Consider the following 23231-nt stretch of genomic DNA (forward strand, 5'->3'; position numbering starts at 1 on the left):
CTCCGGTTTAAAACGTAAAGGATGTCCCCGGTTTCTACCCGAGCAAGCCCGCTCCCACAGGGGATCTTTGTGAACACAACATTCATGTTCACTGGAGATCAACTGTGGGAGCGGGCTTGCTCGCGAAAGCGTCAGCCGCAACACCGCAGGACCTGAGCTAAACCCCAACCCTTGCCTGCAAACTCAAATGCGCCCGCTCCCCCGGCGCCAGGCTCAGGCTGTCGGTGCCGCCACTCGCCGCTTCCACGCAGACAAACTCCAACACCTCATTCCAGCTCACCCCCAGCAATGGCCGTGAACCCGGATGCCACACTACCGTGTCCGCATGGTCGCCGGTGTCGATGCACAATTCCCGCTGCCAGGCGTGGTCCTTTAGCTGCAATTCGCCGTCGTGCTGGAACACCCGCTGACAACCGCCATCGACCCGCAACTCGCCTTCCTGCTGACACACTTGGCGACTCAACTGATCGTAACCCTGCGCCCCGTCGAGCCCAGACAGCGCTATCTCACTGACATCGCCAATACGCCAGTAGGCATGCAACGCCTGGCTCAGTTGGCATGGCAGGGTGTCTTGATGCTCGGTGCTCAGGCGCAGGTCCATGCGCTCACCCAGATGTGCGTGCAGGTCAACGGTCCAGTCGCACAGTTGCAATTGCCAGTGCAAGCGCACGCCATCGTTTTCAGCGCTGCTGTCCAGCAACTTCCAGTCCAGCAATCGTGCCCAACCATGGGATGGCCAGGCGTTTTCGCTCGGGTGACGGCCAAACCACGGCCAGCACACCGGCACGCCGCCACGAATGGCGCCCACGTGCGGCCACTTCGCCGCGCACCACAACCAGGGCTTCTGCCCCGTCGGTTGAAAGTGCAACAACTGCGCGCCCTGGCGACTGAACACCGCCTGGCACAGCGGATGATCGATCACCAGCACGTCGCGCATCTGATAGCGCTCCCACGCAAACACCGGTCGTTCGCGCAAGGATTTGAAGAAGCGTTGTAGCGGATGCTCATGCATGTGCCGCAGTCCTGAAAATCATCTTGCCCGGGGTGCGCCGCCCCCAAAAAAAAGCGGATAGCCTTGGCCATCCGCAAATATGCGCACATAGAGAGGAGCTTATCGCAACAGCGTTAGAACACCGACTGAATTTTCAGACCGGCCACCAGCGCGTTGTCGACTTCATCCACACCGCCCGGGTGAGTGATGTATTGCAGGTTAGGACGCACGGTCAGCCAGTTGGTAACGTGGAAGCCGTAGTTGATTTCGTAGTTGTACTCGGTGCTGCGCAGCGGTGCGAACAGCGGATCCTGATAGTCGCTGACGCCATTGGAAGCGTTGACCAGCTCGGCGTTTTTCTTCACGTCGTCGTTGACATGGATACGGGCGGCGCCGATGCCAACGTCATCTTTCGGACGTGCGTCGAACGGGCCTTTGTACACGAACATCAGCGACTGGTAGTTGTCGACGATGTTGGTGTCCTTGTCGTGGAACGTGGCGTTGGCGGCGATGTTCAGACCACGGGACGCGTCACCGTTGTGGCTGGTGAGTTGTTGCTGCGCGACGAACCAGTAGCCGGACTTGCTGCTGTGGCTGCGATAGGCGTTACCGCTGGTGGCGGCATCATCACCGTTGACGTCTTCACGGACATCATCTGCCTTGGCCGTGCTTTTGTAGTAACCGACACGGTATTCGCCCGGCAGGTTGTTCGGGTTAGGCAACCAGACCAGTTCCACCGGGATAACGGTGCCCGCTGTACCGCTGCCGCTGAGTTTGAAGCCGTTGCCGTGCTCCAGTTGCGACGGGTTCTGGTTGTACGCACCGATCTGAGCGTAGAACTCAGGCGAGATGTTGTACTTCACGCGCAGTGCAGCCTGGCTGACGGGCCAGTTGTACCAGATGTTGGTTGCCCAGTTACCCACTTGGGAACCGCAGAACGCCAGGTTCTGGAACTCGCAAGGGAAGGTGTTGAAGTCTTCGCCTTCGCCGAAGTAACCGGCCTTGACGTCCAGTTTGCCGTCGAGGAACTGGTGTTTGATCCACAACTGAGTCAGACGGACCATGTGGCCACGACCGTAGACTTCTTGCGAAGAACTCAAGGTGCCGGCACGCGGGTCGCCAACACGGTCGTTGGAAATGTTTTCACCGTTACGGTTGGTGAACTGGACCTTGGCCTGGGTGTTGTCCCAGCCCAGCAGTTTTTGCAGGTCCAACGCGACGCCCAGGCCAAACTGGTCGGAGTAACGCGCTGTCTTGTCGTTGTTGTAGCCGCCGTGAAGGTTACCGCCCACTTCACCGACGTAGTCCATCTTGATGTCGATACCCTGCTCGATCAGCTTGGTCCGCTCACCACCCCAATCCCCGGTCATCCACTGGGAATCAGCGCTGAACGCGTCAGCCGCATGAACGCTACCGACCAGGGTCATCGCCGCCGCAACAGCTGATAATTGGCAGATAAGCTGAGCGTTGTTCTTCTTCTTCATCCCTACATCCTCGTTTTATTGTTATTAACTGTTTTTATCTAACGCGGTTTACATCGATTGCGATGAGCGACAGGCCGCTCACTGCGTATCCCCCCTGTAGGAGCCAGGCTTGCCGGCGAAGGCGTCCTTGAAATCGCCTTCGCCGGCAAGCCTGGCTCCTACAGTTTTTGATCTTTATCGGCCTTTGAATTGCGCGATGTTGCCAACCGATGCTTCGGTCTTCGCCACGCCCGCAACCCCCAAACGCTCCCCGGTCTTGGCATCGAACAACAGCACTTTCGACGGATCGAATTGCAGGGTCAGGGTCTCGCCCACGCCCGGTGCAATGTCCGGCGCCAAACGGCAGCAGACCTTGGTTTCGTTCAGGTTGACGAACACCAGGGTGTCCGGCCCGGTAGGCTCGGTGACCTGGACTTCAGCGCGGATGGTCGGCAAACCATTCGGCTCGCCGTTCGCCAGTACGATCTGTTCCGGGCGCAGGCCGAGGATCACTTCGCGATCTTCCAGACCTGCGTCCTGCATGCCCATCGGCAACTCGCACCGGGCCTGGCCGCTGTCGAGCAATGCGATCAGGCGACCGTCCTTGCGCTGCAAGCGCAACGGGATGAAGTTCATCGGCGGCGAACCGATGAAGCTCGCCACGAACAGGTTGGCCGGGTTGGTGTAGATGTCTTTCGGCGTGCCGAACTGCTGGATGATCCCGTCCTTCATCACCGCCACTTTGTCGCCCAGGGTCATGGCTTCGATCTGGTCGTGGGTCACGTAGACCGTGGTGGTTTTAAGGCGCTGGTGCATCAGTTTCATTTCGGTGCGCATCTCGACCCGCAGTTTGGCGTCGAGGTTGGACAGCGGTTCGTCGAACAGATAAATCTTCGGCCGCCGCGCCAGGGCACGACCCATGGCCACGCGCTGTTGCTGGCCACCGGAGAGCTGGCCGGGCTTGCGGTTGAGCAGGTGTTCGATCTGCAGCAGCTTGGCTACCCGCGCCACTTCCGTTTCGATATCGGCGGCGGGCATTTTGCGGATCTTCAAGCCGAAGGCGATGTTCTCGCGCACGCTCATGGTCGGGTACAGCGCGTAGGACTGGAACACCATGGCGATGTCGCGGTCTTTCGGGCTCATGCCGCTGACGTCCTGGTCACCGATCATTATCGCGCCGCCGGAGATGGTTTCCAGGCCGGCGATGCAGTTCATGAGGGTCGACTTGCCGCAACCCGAAGGTCCGACCAGGATCAGGAACTCACCGGCCTTGATCGACAGATCGATGTTCTTGAGGGTGTCCGGCAGGCCGGGGCCATAGGTCTTGTTTACATTGCGAAGTTCGAGCGTAGCCATGATTACCCCTTGACTGCGCCGGCCGTCAGCCCGCGCACGAAATACTTGCCTGCGACCACATAGACCAGCAGGGTCGGCAGCCCGGCGATCATCGCCGCCGCCATATCAACGTTATATTCCTTAGCCCCGGTACTGGTGTTGACCAGGTTGTTCAGCGCCACCGTGATCGGTTGCGAATCACCGCTGGAGAACACCACGCCGAACAGGAAGTCGTTCCAGATCTGGGTGAACTGCCAGATCAGGCAGACCATGATGATCGGGGTGGACATCGGCAGGATGATCAGCCGGAAGATGGTGAAGAAACCTGCGCCATCGAGCCGCGCCGCTTTCACCAGCGCATCCGGCACGCTGACGTAGTAGTTACGGAAAAACAGCGTGGTGAACGCCAGGCCGTAGACCACGTGCACGAACACCAAACCGGTGGTGGTGCTGGCCAGGCCCATTTTGCCGAGGGTGAACGAGGCCGGCAGCAGCACGGTCTGGAACGGCAGGAAGCAACCGAACAGCAGCAGGCCGAAGAACAACTGCGAACCACGGAAGCGCCACATCGACAGCACATAGCCGTTCAACGCACCGATAGCCGTGGAAATCAAAACCGCCGGGACGGTGATCTTGATCGAGTTCCAGAAGTACCCGTCAACCGTGCCCCAGGCCTTGACCCAGCCAATGCCGCTGACCACGGTCGGCCAGCTCAGCAGGTTGCCGGAGTTGATGTCTTCCGGGGTCTTGAAACTGGTCAACAGCATGACCACCAGCGGTATCAGGTACAGGAACACCGCGAGGATCAGCACGGCGTAGATCGCGATGCGACTCAGGCTGATGGAAGGTTTGGCAGCGAAACTAGTCATGACGCTTGGTCCTCAGCTCGGAGTACAGGTAAGGCACGATGATTGCGAGAATCGCACCGAGCATCAGAATCGCACTGGCCGAGCCCATGCCCATCTGGCCGCGACTGAAGGTGAAGGAATACATGAACATCGCCGGCAGGTCGGAGGAATAACCCGGGCCACCAGCCGTCATGGCCGCGACCAGGTCGAAGCTCTTGATCGCGATGTGCGCGAGGATCATCACGGCGCTGAAGAACACCGGACGCAGGCTCGGCAACACCACTTTGAGGTAGATGCGCGGCATGCTCGCGCCGTCGATCTGGGCGGCACGGATGATCGATTGATCAACGCCACGCAAACCGGCGAGGAACATCGCCATGATAAAGCCCGAGGCTTGCCAGACGGCAGCGATCACCAGGCAGTACACCACGCGATCCGGGTCAATCAGCCAGTCCAGGCGGAAGCCTTCCCAGCCCCAGTCACGCAACAATTTGTCCAGGCCCATGCCCGGGTTGAGCAGCCATTTCCAGGCCGTACCGGTCACGATCATCGAGAGCGCCATCGGGTACAGGTAAATGGTGCGGATGAAACCTTCGCGACGAATGCGCTGGTCGAGGAACACCGCCAGCAGCACACCGATCACCAGGGTGATGCCGATGAACATGCCGCCGAATACCGCCAGGTTCTTGCTCGCTACCCACCAGCGGTCGTTGTCGAACAGCCGCTGGTATTGCGCCAGGCCGGCCCATTTGTAGGTGGGCAGGAAGGTCGACGTGGTGAACGACAGAACGAACGTCCAGAGGATATAGCCATAGAAGCCCACCAGAACGATGAACATGCTCGGCGCCAGCACCAGTTTAGGGAGCCAGCGTTGCAATGCATCGAACGGCGAGGCCTTGCTGAACACAGCAACAGAACTCATGGGAAGATCCAGTACGTAGAAAAAGGATTACAAGCGCATTCCCTGTGTGGGAGCGGGCTTGCTCGCGAAAGCGGAGTGTCAGGCAACTCTGTATGAACTGACACGACGCCTTCGCGAGCAAGCCCGCTCCCACAAGGGGGAGCTGCGGCTCTAACGGTTATTTGGCCGACTTGACCGCCGCGCCGAGTTTCTTGGCAGCATCGGCTGGATCAGCCTTCGGATCGTTGATGTAGTTGGTCACCACATCAAAGAACGCGCCCTGTACCGCCAGCGTGGTCGCCATGTTGTGCGCCATGCTCGGTTGCAGGCCGCCGGACTTGGCGTCCGCCAGGAAATCCTTGGCCGCGGTCTGGGCGCAGGAGTCGAAACCGTTTTCTGCCATTTTGTTCAGCATGTCGATGCGAACCGGGATCGAGCCTTTGTTGATGCTGAAGACTTTCTGGAAGTTCTCACCCAGAACGACCTTGGCAATGTCCTGCTGGGCAGCGGACGTGCCTTTGTCTTTCTGCTTGAACACCGCCAGGGAGTCGATGTTGTAAGTGAAGGCCTTGTCGGTGCCCGGGAAGGCTACGCACTCGTAGTCCTTGCCGGCGACTTTCTTGGCCGCGGTCCATTCGCTCTTGGCCCAGTCACCCATGATCTGCATGCCGGCCTTGCCGTTGATGACCTTGGCCGCTTCCAGGTTCCAGTCCTGGCCTTTGCCGTCAACGTCCATGTAGGTCGCGACTTTCTTCAGTTCGGTCAGCGACTTGACCATTTCAGGACCGGTCAGCGCAGCGTTGTCCAGGTCGACCAGGGCTTTCTTGTAGCCGTCGGCGCCCATGACCGAAAGGACCACCGCTTCGAACACGGTGCTGTCCTGCCAAGGCTGGCCGCCGTGGGCAAGGGCAATGAAGCCCGCTTTCTTGAGCTTGTCGCCAGCGGCGTAGAATTCTTCGAGGGTGGTCGGGGCTTTTTCGATCCCGGCTTTCTTGAACACTTCCGGGTTGATCCACAGCCAGTTCACACGGTGAATGTTCACCGGTACGGCCACGTAATCACCGTCGTACTTCACGGTATCGGAGACTTTCTTGTCGAGCAGGCTGTCCCACTTCTCCGACTTGGCAGTCTCTTTCAAGACGTCGGTGTCGAGCAGACCGGTGGACGCCCATTCCTGGATGTCCGGACCTTTGATCTGCGCTACACCAGGCGGGTTACCGGCAACGGCGCGGCTTTTCAGTACGGTCATGGCGGTCGCACCGCCACCACCGGCGACTGCGCCGTCCTTCCAGGTGAAACCGTCTTTTTCAACTTGGGCTTTGAGGACATCGACAGCGGCTTTTTCGCCACCGGAGGTCCACCAGTGAACGACTTCTACCGAACCTTTGGCATCGGCGGCAAGTGCACTGAGGGGGAATGCAGAGATTGGAAGCAATGAGGCAAGAGAAATGACAGTAGCGAGGCGAGAAATCGCATTCATCTAGAATTACCTTTCTTGTTGTTATGCATGCAAGTCTGGTGCTTGCGCTGCATGGGATTTTAAACAGGAGTTATCCCCTCGCAGGTAACGAAGGGACGCTTGAATGTCACCACATGGTTACACAGGAGCGCTCTGGGACAACTGCCCCAAGGCAGTGGCCATGCTCGGCGCCAATGGCAGGCGCGGGATCAGCAGCGCTTGCCAGGCGTGATACAGATCCGGTTTACCGCCCCAGATATCGGCGCTCGGGCGGTTTTGCGGATTGAGTTCATGGTGCCAACTGCCATCGCAACGGTCGATGAAATGACTGTCACAGAATTCCCAGAACAGTCGATACCAGGTTTCGTATTGCTCATCGCCGGTTCGTTTGAGCAACGCACTGGCGGCGGCGCTGGCTTCGCAATGGGTCCAGTGCAGGCGGTGGCGAACCACGGCGCGGTTGTCCCAATCCAGGGTGTAGACAATCCCCGGCAAACCATCGATAGCCCAGCCATGACGACAATTGTGATCGAACAGTTTTTGCGCATCCGTCGCCAGCCAACCGGGCGTGAGCATCCCGGCCTGGACCCGTGCGGCTTCGAGGTGCAACAGCAGCCGCGCCCATTCGAAACCGTGACCCGGCGTCGTGCCGTAAGGGCGGAAACCGTCGGCCGGGTTGTCGTGGTTGTACTCGCGCAGCGGCTGCCAATCGCGGTCGAAATGCTCGACCACCAGGTAATCGTTGGCGGCGGCGTGACCGTGGATGACGCGCTCGACGATGCGTTGGGCCCGGACGAGCCAGCGGTGGTCATCGGTGACATCCGCCAGCGCGAGGAAGGCTTCGGTGGCGTGCATGTTGCTGTTGGCGCCGCGATAGGCTTCTTCCTCACTCCAGTCGCGATTGAAGGATTCGCGCATGGCGCCCTCCTCCTCGCTCCAGAAATGCGTGTCGATGATGTGGATCGCATCGTCGAGCAACGCTTGGGCGCCGGGGCGTTGCGCGACCACCGCAGAACTGGCAGCGAGGGCGACGAAGGCATGCAGATAGGCGGCTTTACCGGTGTTGTCGTCGCGATGATGGGCCGTGGCGAACCAGCCGCCGTGTTCAGCATCCTTCAACGGGCCGCTGAGGGCCTGGACCCCGTGATCCACCAGCTCGGCAAACCCTGGCAGGCCCTGGATATGGGCCATGGCGAAGCTATGGGTCATGCGCGCGGTGTTCATGGTTTCGGCGCGGGCGTTTGCCGGGAGCTGGCCTCTTTCATCGAGATTGCCGAAGCCTTCGGGCAGCTTCGAAGCCTTGGCGAACGCCAGCAGGCGCAAGCCTTCGGCGGCGAGCCATTGCTGGTGGGCATGCGCGTTCAGCCAACTGCTGAAGGCCGGTTGAAAGGTGTCCATGGAGTACCTTTTTTGTTGTTATGACTGGAGGGCAGTCTAAACAACGGTCGAGGCGGGGCAGGTAACGAAGGGGGCGGGTTTTGTCACTGGGTTGTGACATTGACCTTGAAGGATGTGTTGAACAGTCTGACGCTTTCGCGAGCAAGCCCGCTCCCACAGGTGACCGTATTCCAATGTGGGAGCGGGCTTGCTCGCGAAGAACGATAACGCGGTCTTTAATCGAGCGACCGAGGAAGCTGCAACGTCACCCGCAACCCACCCTCACGCAAATTCTGCAAACTCACCTCGCCGCCATGGCTATGGGCAATGTTGCGCGCAATCCCCAACCCCAACCCATAACCCTGCTGCTGCCCGGCCAGGCGAAAGTGCGGTTCGAACACCTGCTCCATCCGCTGCTCCGGCACCCCCGGCCCCTCATCGTCCACATGCAGGATGAACGCGCTCTGGTCATCGTCGATGTGCAAATGGGCGTTCTGCCCGTACTTCAAGGCGTTGTCGATCAGGTTGCCGATGCAGCGCTTGAGCGCCAGGGGTTTGCCTGGATACGCGGCAAATGCCCGGCCCTGCTGAGTCACGCGGCCATTGCCGTTGGGCGCCAGGTACGGTTCCACCAGACAATCGAGTACGTGATTGAGGTCCACCGGCTCGATGTTTTCGTGGATATCGGTGTCTTTTACGCATTGCAGCGCGCCTTTGACCAGCAGCTCCAGCTCATCCAGGTCGCGGCCGAACTTGGCTTGTAGCGTTTCGTCTTCGAGCAATTCGACCCGCAGCCGCAGCCGGGTGATCGGCGTGCGCAGGTCGTGGGAAATGGCGCTGAACAACTGGCTGCGCTCAGTCAGGTAACGGCTGATCCGTTCGCGCATCGCGTTGAAGGCGCGACCCACCTCGACCACTTCACTGCCGCCGCCCTCGGGCACCGGCTCGACTTCAGCGCCGAGGGACATGTCCCGTGCCGCCCGGGCCAAACGCTTGAGCGGACGACTTTGCCAGTGCACCAGCAGGCCGATAAACAACAGCAAAAAGCCGCTGGTGAGCACGATAAACCACACTTGCTGCGCCGGCAGGCCCTGCTCTTCAAGACTGGTGTAGGGCTCGGGCAGCAGCGAGGCGATGTACAGCCATTCACCCGGCGCCATCTGGATTTGCGTGACCAGCACCGGCGGGTTCACCGGTTCCAGGGTCAACGCGTAATGCGCCCAGGAGCGCGGCAATTCATCGAGCTTCAACCCGCTGTTGAAGATCCGCAGGTCTTCGGGGCTGACAAAGGTCACCGAGATGTCGGTGTCGTGGCCCAGGGACTCGCGCAACACTTCGTCCACAGCCTTGAGCACCGCCGCTTTGCGCGGGGTGATCGGCAGCACTTCCATCCCCAGGGGTTTGTCGTTGAGGGTCACCACGAACCGGGTGCCGCCCATGCTGCGCAACTGATCGAGCACCAACGGCCGGAATGCGACGGGCAACGAGCGGAAATAACTGACACTGGCGGTCATCGAATGGGCCAGGCTGCGGGCGCTGGTGACCAGGCCTTCGAGCTGGGTAGCGCGCAGTTGTGAAACCCAGATCACGCTCGACAGCGCCTGGGCGAACAACACTACCAACAGGGTCAGCAGCAACATCCGCCCAAGCAACGAACGGGGCACCGGCACCTTGGCAGCGAGGCGACGCAACCACTCAGTGGCCATTGCTGGCAACCACATTGGCAGCCAGTTGGTAGCCACTGCCCCGCACGGTACGGATCAGTCGCGGCGGCTTTTCGGTGTCCCGCAGGCGCTGACGCAAACGGCTGACGGCCATGTCGACGATGCGATCCAGCGGCATCAAGTCGCGGCCACGGGTGGCGTTGCCGATGGTGTCGCGGTCGAGGATTTCCTGGGGGTGATCGAGGAACAGTTTCAGCAAGGCGAAGTCGGCGCCGGAGAGAATCACTTCTTCGCCATCGATGTGGAACAGCCGATGGCTGACCATGTCCAGGCGCCAGTCGTCGAAGGCCAGCACTTCACTGCCGGAACGTTCCTGACCGAATTGGGCACGGCGCAGCAAGGCCTTGATCCGCGCTTGCAGTTCGCGGGGGCTGAAGGGTTTGCCGAGGTAATCGTCGGCACCGAGTTCCAGACCAATCACCCGGTCGGCCTCGTCGGAGCTGGCGGTGAGCATGATGATCGGCACCTGGGCCTGGCGCGGGTGTTGGCGAATCCAGCGGCAGAGGCTGAAACCGTCTTCGTCCGGCAGCATCACATCGAGGATCACCAGATCGCTCGGCGCGTCGTTCATGGCCTGGCGAAAGCCTGCGCCGTCCGGCGTCGTGCGCACCTGAAAACCTGCACGGGTCAGGTAGGTGTCCAGCAACTCGCGTATCTCTTGATCGTCATCGACCAACAAAATCGACTTGTTGACTGAGCTCACAGGGGCGGCATCCTTGTTGTTTGAATTGGGCGGATTATGCCTGATCGTTCGATCGTTCCCACGCTCTGCGTGGGAATGCCTCAAGGGACGCTCCGCGTCCAGTGACGCGGAGCGTCACGGGCTGCATTACCACGCAGAGCGTGGGAACGATCATTATCGTGCGTAGATCGTTGGTGTCTGTGCGGGCCTCTTCGCGGGCAAGCCTCGCTCCTACAGGATGGGTGTTGATCGAAAGAACACCGACAACCTGTAGGAGCGAGGCTTGCCCGCGAAGGGCGCGACACGGTCTCAAGCCTGGTCGAGCGCCACACCCGCGCCCACCAACCCCGAATACGGCGCTGTCACCAACCACACCGGGATGCCTTTGAAGTAATCGCTCATGCAACCCTTGTCGGCGAAGCAGCGGGCGAAACCGCTTTCAACAAAGAAATCGGCAAACCGTGGAATCACCCCGCCGACGATGTACACACCGCCGCGCCCACCAGTGGTCAGCACGTTGTTGCCGGCCACGCGGCCGAGCCAGCAACTGAACTGCTCCAGCACTTCCAGGGCAATCGGGTCCCCCGCCAGACCGGCAGCGGTAATCGCTTCCGGGGTGTCGAGCACCGGCTCGTGGCCATCCACTGCGCAGATGGCCCGGTAAACCCGAGGCAAGCCGCCGCCGCTCAACGCCGTCTCGGCGCTGACATGCCCGATTTCATTGAAGATGTGCTGCCACAGCTGGGTTTCCCGTGGGCTGCTCAGCGGCAAATCGACGTGACCACCCTCCCCCGGCAACGCCGCATAACGGCCTTCTGCGAGATGGAGCAGTGTACCGACGCCCAATCCGGTGCCAGGCCCGATCACCACTGCCGGCCGCAACGGTTCCGGCGTTCCTTCGCAGACCACGCGGAATTCGTCCGGCTGCAAACGGGTCATGCCCAGGGCCATGGCCGAGAAGTCGTTGACCAGCATTAACTGATCCACCTGCAAGGTCTGGCAAAACGCCTTGCGACTCAGGCGCCAGTGATTGTTGGTGAACTTGAATTCGTCGCCGCCCACGGGACCGGCCACCGACAGGCACACCGAACCGATGTCCCCCGGTTTCAAGCCCAGGCCACTGAGGTAGACGCCAATGGCCTCCTCCGGGCTGGCATGATCCGCTGTCGCCAGCACCTGGATCGACTCCAGTTGCTGGTTTTTCCACAACGCGAAACGTGCGTTGGTCCCACCGATGTCACCGACCAAAGCCAGTTTCAATTAAGCGTCTCCAGGGCAGAAGTGAAGGCGCTGGCGCCCTGCTCTGCGGAGCTGAAGGCCATGCGCATGAAACCAAACAGTTCGCGCCCGCTGCCGATGTTGTTGCCCAACAAACCTTTGGCCGGGGTGCGCGCTGCGAATTCTTCGGCGTCCACCTTAAGCTCCAGGGTGCCTTTGACGCCATCGACGCGGATGATATCGCCCTCTTGCACCCGCGCCAAAGCGCCGCCCACAAATGCTTCGGGGCTGACATGAATAGCCGCCGGGATTTTCCCCGAGGCGCCGGACATCCGACCATCAGTGACCAGCGCGACTTTGAAGCCGCGATCCTGCAGCACGCCAAGGAACGGCGTCATCTTGTGCAGTTCCGGCATGCCGTTGGAACGCGGGCCCTGGAAGCGCATCACCGCGACAAAATCCTTCTCCAGCAAACCGGCCTTGAACGCGTCGGCCAAATCCTGCTGATCCTGGAACACCATCGCTGGCGCTTCGACAATCTGATTTTCCAGAGCGACGGCGGAGACTTTCATCACCCCGCGACCGAGGTTGCCTTCCATCACCCGCAAGCCGCCCTCTTGCGAGAACGCACGGGCCACCGGACGCAGGATGGTTTCGTCGAGGCTCTCGATCGGGCCTTCGCGCCAGACCAGTTCGCCGTTATCGAGGAACGGTTCCACGGTGTAACGGCTCAGGCCATGGCCGAGCACGGTGTTGACGTTTTCGTGGAGCAACCCGGCTTCCAGCAGTTCGCGGATCAGGAACGACATGCCGCCGGCAGCCTGGAAGTGGTTGATGTCGGCTTTGCCGTTCGGGTAGACGTGGCTCAGGGTCGGCACCACCTCGGAGAGGTCGGCCATGTCCTGCCAGGTCAGTTGAATGCCCGCGGCCATGGCGATGGCCGGCATGTGCAAGGTGTGGTTGGTCGAGCCGCCGGTGGCGTGCAGGGCCACGATGGAGTTGACCAGCGAGCGCTCGTCAACGATTTCGCCGATCGGCATGAAGTCACCGTTCTGCTTGGTCAGGCGCGTGACCTGATGCGCGGCCTCGCGGGTCAGGGCCTCGCGCAACGGGGTGTTCGGGTTGACGAAAGACGCGCCCGGCAAGTGCAGGCCCATGACTTCCATCAGCAACTGGTTGGTGTTGGCGGTGCCGTAGAAGGTGCAGGTGCCGGGGCTGTGGTAGGAATTCATTTCCGATTCCAGCAGCTCTTCGCGGCTGGCCTTGCCTTCGGCATAGCGCTGACGCACATCGGCTTTCTGCTTGTTGGAAATGCCCGAGACCATCGGCCCGCCCGGCACGAAGATCGTCGGCAGATGACCGAAACGCAACGCGCCCATCATCAGGCCCGGGACGATCTTGTCGCAGATGCCGAGCATCAGCGCGCCGTCGAACATGTTGTGGGACAGCGCCACGGCGGTGGACATCGCGATCACTTCACGGCTCGGCAGGCTCAGTTCCATGCCGGGCTCGCCCTGGGTCACGCCATCGCACATCGCCGGGGTGCCGCCGGCGAACTGGCCGACCGAGCCGATCTCGCGCAGGGCTTTTTTGATTTGTTCAGGAAAGACTTCGTACGGCTGATGCGCCGAGAGCATGTCGTTATATGAAGAAACAATTGCGATGTTCGCGGAATTCATCATCCGCAGGCTGTTCTTGTCGTCGGTGCCGCAACCGGCCACGCCGTGGGCGAAGTTGGCGCATTGCAGCTTGCCGCGCATCGGACCGTCAGTGGCGGCGCCGCGAATCAGCGCAAGGTAAGCCTCACGAGTAGCTCGGCTACGGGCGATAAGCCGTTCGGTGACCTCAAGGACGCGGGGATGCATGTGTAGAACTCCAGGCTAACGGATGTGGCGACCTGATTGTCTATGCTGATCAAGGGCCGTTGTCGATGGGGTGACGGGCGGCTTTCTTGATCGATCGGACCAGTTGATTCAGGTCACTCGTTGTAGATTGAACAAAATATTGCCATTAAAAAGGCTTGTTTTCTATTTTTATGCGAATAATCTTGTAATTCCAACAACAAATCGACGGCGGCCCAGTTAAATGACTCTTCGAATCGCAATCAATGGTTTTGGCCGTATTGGCCGTAATGTCCTGCGCGCACTGTATACCCAAGGCTACCGCCAGGATTTGCAGATCGTCGCGATCAATGACCTGGGTGACAGCTCGATCAACGCTCATCTGCTCAAGTACGACACCGTTCACGGCACATTCGACGCTGATGTCCAGCACGATAATGAAAGCCTGACCGTCAACGGCGACCGCATTTCCGTCAGCGCCATCCGCAACCCGGCCGAACTGCCATGGGCTGCGGAAAAAATCGACGTGGTATTCGAATGCACCGGTCTGTTCACCGACCGTGCCAAAGCCGCCGCACATATTACGGCTGGCGCGCGCAAAGTGATTATCTCGGCCCCGGCCAAAGGCGCCGACGCCACCGTGGTTTATGGGGTCAACCACGACATTCTGCGCCAATCGCACCAGATTATTTCCAACGCCTCGTGCACCACCAACTGCCTGGCCCCAGTGGCCCAGGTGCTGCACCGCGAGCTGGGGATCGAAAGCGGTCTGATGACCACGATCCATGCCTACACCAACGACCAGAACCTGACCGACGTCTACCACACCGACCCGTACCGCGCCCGTTCGGCCACCCAGAACATGATCCCGAGCAAGACCGGCGCCGCCGAAGCGGTCGGCCTGGTGCTGCCGGAACTGGCGGGCAAACTGACCGGCATGGCCGTGCGTGTGCCGGTGATCAACGTATCGCTGGTGGACCTGACCGTGCAGCTCAAGCGCGAAGCGTCGGCCGATGAAGTGAACGCGCTGCTGAAAGAAGCCGCGCAACACTCGAAGATTCTTGGCTACAACACCCTGCCGCTGGTCTCCAGCGACTTCAACCACAACCCGCTGTCGTCGATCTTCGACGCCAACCACACCAAGTCCAGCGGCAAGCTGCTCAAGGTCCTGGCCTGGTACGACAACGAATGGGGCTTCTCCAACCGCATGCTCGATAACTGCCTGGCGCTGTGCAACGCCGAATAAACGCAATTCATTGTGGGAGCGGGCTTGCTCGCGAAGAAGGTGTGCCAGTCGCCGATGATGTTGACTGATACACCGCTTTCGCGAGCAAGCCCGCTCCCACAGGTTTTGGCGTGCATTACAGATCGTGCACAAATCAACACTTGACCACTCAGGCGGATGATAAGCATTATCATTCGCTCGAAATGGATCAGGTCCTCCCGTGAGTCAATCGCGCTTCAATCACGTCTTCATCGCCCAGCGGGTTTCCCTGCTGCGCACGCTGGAGCGGATGGTCAACAATCACAGCACCGCCGAAGACCTGCTGCAGGAAACCTACCTGCGCGTGACCCGGGCGCTCAGTGAGCGGGCCATTGATCACCTCGAACCCTTCGTCTTCCAGACCGCCCGCAACCTGGCGCTGGACCATTTACGTGCGCGACGTATCCAGTCGCGCACGATGCTCGATGACGTCCCGCTGGACGTGGTGGAAAGCGTCGCCGCCCCCGCCAGCAGTGCCGAAGACGCCGCCCATGCCGAACAATTGCTGGAGCGTTTGAACGTGAGCCTCAGTGAACTCAGCCATCGCCAGCAACAAATCTTCATCCTCAGTCGCCTGCACGGCCACAGCTACCTGGAAATCGCCGAACAACTCGGAGTGTCGTTGAGCACCGTGCAGAAGGAACTGAAGCTGATCATGGCTATCTGCATCGGTGTTGCAGAAAAACACGACGGCAGTGGTAGGCTTTAAGCATCGATCTGCAAGCTAAACACCGAACTGGCTTGAGCTTGCCGCTTGTAGCTTGAAACTTGAATCTGTTTCCGAGGAAACACCGTGACGGACACCCACCGCTCCTCAGCGCCCACCCCGGCGCGAGACCCCGCCAGCGCGATGGACCAGGCTTTGGACTGGTTGATCGTCATGGGCAGTCCGAGCGAAGAACAAACCCGGCAGTTTCACGACTGGCTCGCAGCCGATCCGTTGCATGCCGAAGCGTTCGCCAAGGCCCAGGCGATCTGGGACGGGCCGCTGGTGACGCAATGCGCACAAAGCCTCGCCGCCCAACCACCGAAAATCAGCGTGCTGTCGCGCCTGCGTCCGCACTGGAAACCCCTGGCCACGGCGGCGGTGTTGATCGTCGGTCTGTTCAGCTTCAGCAATCTGCCGATGCGCCTGCAGGCCGATCACCTGACCGTGGTCGGTGAACGCCAGCGTCTGCAATTGGAGGACGGCTCGAAAGTCCTGCTCAATACCAACTCGGCCTTCTCCAGCACCATCAACGATCAGCAGCGCGTGGCCCGCTTGTATCAGGGCGAGGCGTTTTTCGAGGTGCCGGCCAACCGTGGCCAGGCCCTGGAAATCGATGCCGGGCCGGTCAAGGCCAGCGTGCGCGATACCGCGTTTGCCGTGCGTTACCTCGACGGCGTGGCGCAGGTTCGGGTGCAGCGTGGCGATGTGGATTTGCGCGCCACCCGTGACGATGCGCGGGTGCGTCTCACGGCCGGGGAAAGCATCCGCATCGGCCCCAACGGTTTCGACCGCCCGGCCAAGCTCGATGCCGCCACCGACCTGGCCTGGGTCCAGGGCCGGCTGGTGTTCGAGAACTGCCCGCTGAGCCAGGTGCTGGCGGAGCTGCGGCGCTACTACCCGGGCTGGATTATCAACAACAACGAACAGTTGGCCGACGTCGCCGTCACTGGCAATTACCGGCTCGACCAGCCTCTGGACGTGGTCCGCTCCCTCGCTCACATCACCTCGGCGCGCCTTCAAGAATTCCCCGCCTTGGTGATCTTGAACTAAATGAGAATTATTTTTACTCGATAGCTGAAGCTCGTTCGTCTCGTTATAGCCAATGCAATTGATTCGCATCTGAAGATGCCAATCTGCACCTATAAAGATTCGTGCGACACGGAGCGCTATCGATGTCCTCTCGCCATACCCGCCAGTCCTCTTCACCTTCCCGCGTGTTGTCGCTGCTGACCGCCGCCATCCTGATGGCCGGTGCTGCGCCGCTGATGGCGGCCACTGCCGCTGAACAGCCGAGCCGCAACATGGGCGATTATTCGTTCGCCATTCCACAGCAGTCGCTGGTGTCGGCACTGAATGCCTTTACCGCCGTGACCGGTTGGCAGGTCGGCTTGCCCGCCGAACTGGCCCAAGGCGTCGCTTCGCCGGGTGTGCGCGGTTCGTTACCGCCGGAGAAAGCCCTCGATCGCCTGTTGGTGGGGACCAACCTCGGCTATCGCAAACTGGGCAATAACAACATCGTGCTGGAGAAACGCAGCAGCAGCGGCGCGCTCAATCTACAACAAGTGACGATCAGCGCCACCCGCCAGGAACAGAGCATCGACAGCGTGCCGGCCACCGTCACGGTCCAGACCCGCGAAGAGCTGGACCGCAACAACGTCAACAACATCAAGGATCTGGTGCGCTACGAACCGGGTGTTTCGGTGGGCGGCGCCGGCAAGCGTGCCGGGCTGACCGGCTACAACATTCGCGGCATCGACGGCGACCGCGTGCTGACTCAAGTCGACGGTGTGCAAGTGCCCGACAGTTTCTTCAACGGCCCCTACGCCCAGACCAACCGCAACTACGTCGACCCGGAAATCGTCAAACGCGTCGAGATTCTCCGTGGCCCGGCGTCGGTGCTCTACGGCAGCAACGCCATCGGCGGCGCCGTCAGCTACTACACCCTCGACCCGGACGACATCATCAAGCCCGGCAAGGACGTTGGCGCCCGTTTGAAAACCGGCTACAGCTCGGCGGATGACAGTTGGCTGACCTCCGGCACCGTCGCCGGCCGCACCGGCGAGTTCGACGGCTTGCTGCACCTGAGCCAGCGCAATGGCCATGAAACCGACTCCTACGGCGAAACCGGCGGCACCGGTCTGAACCGCACCGAGGCCAACCCCGAGGACGTGCGCACCACCAACGTGCTGGCCAAACTGGGCTGGAACTACGCCGACGATGCACGTCTGGGCCTGACCTACGAGAAATACAAGGACGACCGCGACACCAACCAACTGAGCGCTGTCGGTGGCCCATTCAACGCCGGACGCGGTTTTGGTTTCTACAAATCCCGCACCGGCAACGACACGGTCAGTCGCGAACGTTTCGGCATTGAGCACAGTTTCGGCCTGGATTCCGCGCTGGCGGACAACATCAAGTGGTCGCTGAACTACCAGATCGCCAAGACCGACCAGAGCACCGAAGAAATCTACGCGCCGTCGCGCACCGTGCTGCGTGAACGCAACACCAATTACAAGGATCGCCAATGGGTGTTCGATGCCCAGGCTGACAAGTCCTTCGCCATTGCTGACACCGATCACACTGTCACCTACGGCACCACCATCAAACAGGACAAGGTCACCGGCCTGCGCACCGGCAGCGGCACCTGCCTGACCGTGGCCGGCGCCTGCCGGGTGATCGGTGCGCCTAGCGCCGCCGACACGTTGAAACCTGCGAGTGACTTCCCGGACCCGACCATCAACAGCTACAGCCTGTTCGCTCAGGATCAGATCAGCTGGGGCAACTGGACCTTCCTGCCCGGCGCTCGCTACGACTACACCCAGCTCAAACCGCACATCACCGACGAGTTCCTGGCCACCGCCGACCAGAGCGGCAACGGCGTGGTGAGCGACAAGACCAAGACCTGGCATCGCTTGTCGCCGAAATTCGGCACCACCTATAGCTTCAACGACAACTACACCTGGTACGGCCAGTACGCCGAAGGTTTCCGCACGCCGACCGCCAAGGCGTTGTACGGTCGCTTCGAAAACCTGGCCGGTGGTTACCAGGTCGCGCCGAATCCGGACCTCGACCCGGAAAAGAGCAAGAGTTATGAAACCGGCCTGCGTGGCCAGTTCGAGGCGGGCAGCTTCGATGTGGCGGTGTTCTACAACAAATACCGCGACTTCATCGACGAGAATGCGATCACTCCCGGTTACACCGAGACCACGTTCCAGAGCAACAACATCAAGCACGCCACCATCAAAGGTGTGGAGCTCAAAGGTCGCCTGAACCTCGACACCTTCGGCGCGCCGACCGGCCTCTACACCCAAGGCTCGGCGTCGTACCTGTATGGCCGCAACGATGACAGCGGCCAGCCGCTGAACAGCATCAACCCGCTGACCGGCGTGTTTGGCCTCGGTTACGACCAGGACAATTACGGCGCCCTGTTGAGCTGGACCCTGGTCAAGCGCAAGGACCGCGTCGACAGCACCAGCTTCAAGACCCCGGACGGCACCAGCACCCAGTTCAAGACTCCGGGTTATGGCGTGCTCGACCTGGCCGGTTTCTACAAGGTCACGGACGATGTGACCGTCAACGCCGGCCTCTACAACCTGACCGACAAGAAGTACTGGCAGTGGGATGACGTGCGCGGCTACGACAGCGTCGGCGAAGCCTCGGTCACGCAACCGGCCAACCTCGATCGCCTGACCCAGCCGGGTCGCAACTTCGCGATCAACCTGGTCTGGGACATCTGACCCTGAACACCTCATTGCGCGGCTTTATTAACGTCGCGCAGTGAGGTTTTTTTACGCTCGGGCGTCTTCTTGTTCGTCTCGTTACCAAGCGCCTAAATTTTCTCAAGGACTACTCATGACCTCCCCGGACACTGCTCAACGCCCCGCCCTGCGTTCGCAACGTTTGAACCAGATCACCAACGAGCCGCACACCAAGCTCGATGCCCTGGTCAAAGCCCACGCACCGTTCGAAACCCAGGCCAACTTCGCCCGTTTCGTGGTGGCGCAGTATTTGTTCCAGTCGGAACTGGTGTCGCTGTACAACGATGCCGAACTCACGGCCATCGTCCCGGACCTGCCGGCGCGCTGCCGGGCTGAAGCGGCCAAGGCTGACTTAGCGGATCTGGACACCGAGGTTCCAGCACCGGTGGCTGGCGCGGTAAAGAATCCAACCAAAGCGGCGGCCCTGGGTTGGTTGTTCGTCTCCGAAGGCTCGAAACTCGGCGCTGCGTTTTTGATCAAGCGCGCCGTAGGATTGGGTTTGAGCGAAACCTTCGGCGCCCGTCACCTCGGTGAACCGGACGGTGGTCGTGCGGAAGGCTGGAAAAGCTTCGTCAAGACCCTCGACTCGCTGGAGTTCAGCGCCGAGGAAGAAGCGCAAATCGAGCAAGCGGCGGTCGATGCGTTCAACCGCTTCACCGTGCTACTGGAACAGGCCTACACCCCGGAACTCGCCTGACAACGCAACCCCCTGTAGGAGCGAGGCTTGCCCGCGAAGGCGGTGTGTCAGTCGACATCAATAGCGCCTGATACACCGCTTTCGCGGGCAAGCCTCGCTCCTACAGGGTATAAACGTCGACCTTATGACCCGCAAACAACCCGTCTCCTCCAAACTCGCCCGCGTCCTGTTCGCCCTGCTGGCCTACTTCAGCCTGGGCATCGGCCTGATTGCGATTGTCGTGCCGGGCCTGCCGACCACCGAGTTCATCCTCCTCGCCGCGTGGGCCGCGACCAAGAGTTCGCCGCGCCTGAGTGCCTGGCTGGAAAACCACCGCTTGTTCGGACCGATCCTGTGCAACTGGCGCAACGGCAAAATCATCGCCCGTCGGGCCAAGGTCAGCGCCACGGTCAGCATGTTGCTGTGCGCCGGGTTGATGCTGGCGATGCTTGAACATGGCTGGCCGATTTACCTGGCGATTGCGGGGATGAGTTTGGGTAATTTGTGGATCTGGTCGCGGCCGGAATCCTTGCCACAACCTTCCTGATTACCGAGTCGTCTGCATTCGCGAGCAGGCTCGCTCCCACAGGGGAATGCATTCCAAATGTGGGAGCGAGCCTGCTCGCGAAAGGGCCAGCCCAAACACCACAAAATCCAGCGCAAACGTTTACGCCGACCACTCATCGGCTTTTCCTCATGCAACTCACCCCCACGCCGATGGTTCAGGAATGGCGCTGAATGGACTTGGCAAGCGGGAGTACTCCCGTCTCTTGGCCAACACCTCATCCATTTGCGAGTTCGCCCTATGTTCGACTCTCTGTCCATCCGCCTGAAAATCGTCCTGCTGTCTGGCCTGTGCCTGCTTGGCGTTGTCGCCTTGATCGTCGGCATGAACATCTACCAGACCAATCAGAACGACGAACTGGTCAACGCCTCCAGCAGCAAAATGCTCACCGCCAGTGTGCAGAACCTGCTTCAGGCCAAAGCCGCCGAGCAAGCCGTGCGGGTGCAGAAGACCTTCGGTGAAAGCCTGTTGGTGGTGACGGCCCTGGCCGACCAGATCAAGGACATGCGCACCATGGCCGCCAAGCGTTCCCTGGACGCTGGCGCCCTGCGCGAAGAGTTGAACCAGAGCCTGAAAACCGCTTTCGAGCGCAACAGCAAAGTGCTGGGGATCTGGCTGGCGTTCGAGCCCAACGGCCTCGATGGCAAGGACAGTGAGTTCGCCAATGACGCAGCGCGCCAGTCCAACGAATCCGGGCGTTTCGCCAGTTACTGGAGCCGTGCGGGCGGGGTCGGGCTGAACACGATCATGGTCGAAGACGACATGACCAAAACCACCCTGAGCCTCAGCGGCACACCCTACAACAGTTGGTACACCTGCCCTCGGGACAACAAGCGCACCTGCCTGCTCGACCCGTACTCCGACACCGTCGGCGGCAAGGAGGTGCTGATGACCACCATTTCCGTGCCATTGCTGGTGGACGGCAAAGCCATCGGCGTGGTCGGCGTGGACATCGCCCTCGACTCGCTGCAAGCGGCAGCGGTGGATTCCCAGCGTGACCTGTTCAACGGCGCCGGGCATATGCTGATCGTCTCCGGCAGCGGTGTGCTCGCCGGTTACAGCGTTGACGCGAGCAAGGTTGGTAAAAGCATCGGCGACACCTTGGGCGCTGATGGCAAGGAAGCGCTGCAACTGGTGGGCAACGGCACACCGAAGATTCTCGAACAAGGTGACCTGATCCGTGCCGTGTACCCGGTCAGCCCGATCCCTGATTCCAAGGCGTGGGGCGTGGTGATCGACCTGCCCAAATCCGTGCTGCTGGCCGATTCGGTGAAGCTGCAAGCGGTGCTGGATGACGCGCAACAAAGCGGCACCATCAAGGCGTTGCTGGTGGCGATTGCGGCGGGCCTCGTCGGTCTGCTGCTGATCTGGCTCACCGCGTCTGGCGTGACCCGGCCGATCAACAGCGTGGCTGAAATGCTCAAGGCGATTGCCAGCGGCGACGGCGACCTGACCCAACGTTTGCAGTACAGCAAGAAAGACGAACTCGGCGAACTGGTGAGCTGGTTCAACCGTTTCCTCGACAAGCTGCAACCGACCATCGCCCAGATCAAACAAAGCATCACCGACGCCCGTGGCACCGCCGACCAGTCTTCGGAAATCGCCCGCCAGACCAGCGAAGGCATGCAGGTGCAGTTCCGCGAAATCGATCAGGTCGCCACCGCGTCCAACGAAATGAGCGCCACCGCCCACGATGTGGCCAACAGCGCGTCGAACGCAGCGAACGCGGCCAAGGGCGCCGACCAATCGGCTCGTGATGGCATGCAGATCATCGAGCGCAGCACCCGGGACATCAACTTGCTGGCCGATGAAGTCAGCAAGGCTGTGACCGAAGTCGAAGCCCTGGCGGTGAACAGCGAGCAGATCGGCTCGGTGCTGGAAGTGATCCGCAGCATCGCCGAACAGACCAACCTGCTGGCCCTCAACGCCGCGATTGAAGCGGCCCGCGCCGGGGAAAGCGGCCGTGGTTTTGCGGTGGTCGCCGATGAAGTGCGCAACCTGGCCAAACGCACCCAGGATTCGGTGGAAGAAATCCGCCTCGTCATCGAACGCATCCAGACCGCCACCCGTGGCGTGGTCGCCACCATGCATTCGAGCCAAACCCAGGCCCACAGCAACGCCGGGCAGATCCAGCAAGCCGTCCAGGCCCTGGGCAAGATCAGCGATGCAGTGACGGTGATCAGCGACATGAACCTGCAAATCGCCAGCGCCGCCGAACAGCAAAGCGCCGTGGCCGAAGAGGTCAACCGCAACGTCTCGGCGATCCGCACCGTCACCGAAACCCTGACCGGGCAAGCGACCGAGTCGGCGCAGATCAGCAGCCAACTCAATGCTTTGGCCACCCATCAGATGAAATTGATGGATCAGTTCCGGGTTTAAAGTCCCACCGCAAATCCCCCCTGTGGGAGCGGGCTTGCTCG

The 23231-nt window shown here is 60.8% G+C and carries 17 protein-coding genes and 2 pseudogenes; 8 read left to right on the plus strand and 11 right to left on the minus strand.

What is annotated here, in order from left to right:
* Window positions 1-157: 157 nt before the first annotated feature.
* The 11 genes from BK665_RS25025 to edd all read right to left on the minus strand — a co-directional run bounded on the left by BK665_RS25025 (window position 158) and on the right by edd (window position 13863).
* Window positions 158-1012 (minus strand): D-hexose-6-phosphate mutarotase, encoded by an 855-nt coding sequence (locus BK665_RS25025; protein WP_123409249.1) that lies wholly within the window; start codon window positions 1010-1012, stop codon window positions 158-160.
* 113 nt (window positions 1013-1125) lie between these two features.
* The gene (locus tag BK665_RS25030; protein WP_123409250.1) at window positions 1126-2475 is read right to left on the minus strand and encodes a carbohydrate porin; all 1350 of its coding nucleotides are present in this window, start codon (window positions 2473-2475) and stop codon (window positions 1126-1128) included.
* A 174-nt stretch (window positions 2476-2649) separates the two neighbouring features.
* The gene (locus tag BK665_RS25035) at window positions 2650-3810 is read right to left on the minus strand and encodes an ABC transporter ATP-binding protein (RefSeq protein ID WP_123409251.1); all 1161 of its coding nucleotides are present in this window, start codon (window positions 3808-3810) and stop codon (window positions 2650-2652) included.
* Window positions 3811-3812: 2 nt separating this feature from the next.
* Window positions 3813-4658, minus strand: coding sequence for a carbohydrate ABC transporter permease (locus BK665_RS25040; protein ID WP_123409252.1), 846 nt, complete (start codon window positions 4656-4658; stop codon window positions 3813-3815).
* On the minus strand, window positions 4651-5559 hold the full coding sequence (locus BK665_RS25045) for a carbohydrate ABC transporter permease (protein WP_054044927.1): 909 nt from the start codon (window positions 5557-5559) through the stop codon (window positions 4651-4653). Before BK665_RS25045 ends, BK665_RS25040 begins: the two co-directional genes overlap by 8 nt.
* A 157-nt stretch (window positions 5560-5716) precedes the next feature.
* On the minus strand, window positions 5717-7018 hold the full coding sequence (locus BK665_RS25050; protein WP_123409253.1) for an ABC transporter substrate-binding protein: 1302 nt from the start codon (window positions 7016-7018) through the stop codon (window positions 5717-5719).
* A gap of 117 nt (window positions 7019-7135) precedes the next feature.
* A complete protein-coding gene (locus tag BK665_RS25055) occupies window positions 7136-8395 on the minus strand; it encodes a D-mannose isomerase (RefSeq protein ID WP_123409254.1) in 1260 nt (419 codons plus the stop codon).
* A gap of 215 nt (window positions 8396-8610) precedes the next feature.
* The gene (locus BK665_RS25060; RefSeq protein WP_123409255.1) at window positions 8611-10080 is read right to left on the minus strand and encodes an ATP-binding protein; all 1470 of its coding nucleotides are present in this window, start codon (window positions 10078-10080) and stop codon (window positions 8611-8613) included.
* On the minus strand, window positions 10070-10801 hold the full coding sequence (locus BK665_RS25065) for a response regulator (RefSeq protein ID WP_123409256.1): 732 nt from the start codon (window positions 10799-10801) through the stop codon (window positions 10070-10072). The genes BK665_RS25060 and BK665_RS25065 overlap by 11 nt, the downstream gene beginning before the upstream one ends.
* Before the next feature lie 288 nt (window positions 10802-11089).
* Window positions 11090-12040, minus strand: coding sequence for a glucokinase (locus BK665_RS25070; RefSeq protein WP_123409257.1), 951 nt, complete (start codon window positions 12038-12040; stop codon window positions 11090-11092).
* On the minus strand, window positions 12037-13863 hold the full coding sequence (edd, locus tag BK665_RS25075; protein WP_123409258.1) for a phosphogluconate dehydratase: 1827 nt from the start codon (window positions 13861-13863) through the stop codon (window positions 12037-12039). Before edd ends, BK665_RS25070 begins: the two co-directional genes overlap by 4 nt.
* A gap of 220 nt (window positions 13864-14083) precedes the next feature.
* On the opposite strand from edd, the gene gap reads away from it, so the two are divergent.
* The 8 genes and pseudogenes from gap to BK665_RS35405 all read left to right on the plus strand — a co-directional run.
* A complete protein-coding gene (gene gap / locus BK665_RS25080) occupies window positions 14084-15085 on the plus strand; it encodes a type I glyceraldehyde-3-phosphate dehydrogenase (RefSeq protein ID WP_054044940.1) in 1002 nt (333 codons plus the stop codon).
* A gap of 199 nt (window positions 15086-15284) precedes the next feature.
* Window positions 15285-15812 carry an RNA polymerase sigma factor gene (locus BK665_RS25085; protein WP_123409259.1) on the plus strand — a complete coding sequence of 176 codons (528 nt, stop codon included), beginning with the start codon at window positions 15285-15287 and terminating at the stop codon, window positions 15810-15812.
* An 84-nt stretch (window positions 15813-15896) separates the two neighbouring features.
* Window positions 15897-16862, plus strand: coding sequence for a FecR family protein (locus tag BK665_RS25090; protein ID WP_123409260.1), 966 nt, complete (start codon window positions 15897-15899; stop codon window positions 16860-16862).
* A 122-nt stretch (window positions 16863-16984) separates the two neighbouring features.
* A complete protein-coding gene (locus tag BK665_RS25095; protein ID WP_123409261.1) occupies window positions 16985-19549 on the plus strand; it encodes a TonB-dependent receptor in 2565 nt (854 codons plus the stop codon).
* A 115-nt stretch (window positions 19550-19664) separates the two neighbouring features.
* Window positions 19665-20267 carry a biliverdin-producing heme oxygenase gene (locus BK665_RS25100; RefSeq protein ID WP_123409262.1) on the plus strand — a complete coding sequence of 201 codons (603 nt, stop codon included), beginning with the start codon at window positions 19665-19667 and terminating at the stop codon, window positions 20265-20267.
* A 124-nt stretch (window positions 20268-20391) separates the two neighbouring features.
* Window positions 20392-20793 carry a YbaN family protein gene (locus BK665_RS25105; protein ID WP_123409263.1) on the plus strand — a complete coding sequence of 134 codons (402 nt, stop codon included), beginning with the start codon at window positions 20392-20394 and terminating at the stop codon, window positions 20791-20793.
* 531 nt (window positions 20794-21324) lie between these two features.
* Window positions 21325-22332, plus strand: a pseudogene (locus BK665_RS35400) (methyl-accepting chemotaxis protein); the annotation flags it as partial.
* Window positions 22333-22665: 333 nt separating this feature from the next.
* Window positions 22666-23190: pseudogene (locus BK665_RS35405) on the plus strand (methyl-accepting chemotaxis protein); the annotation flags it as partial.
* Window positions 23191-23231 lie beyond the last annotated feature (41 nt).

The organism is Pseudomonas frederiksbergensis (genome assembly GCF_003732665.1).
GTDB classification, from domain to species: domain Bacteria; phylum Pseudomonadota; class Gammaproteobacteria; order Pseudomonadales; family Pseudomonadaceae; genus Aquipseudomonas; species Aquipseudomonas frederiksbergensis_G.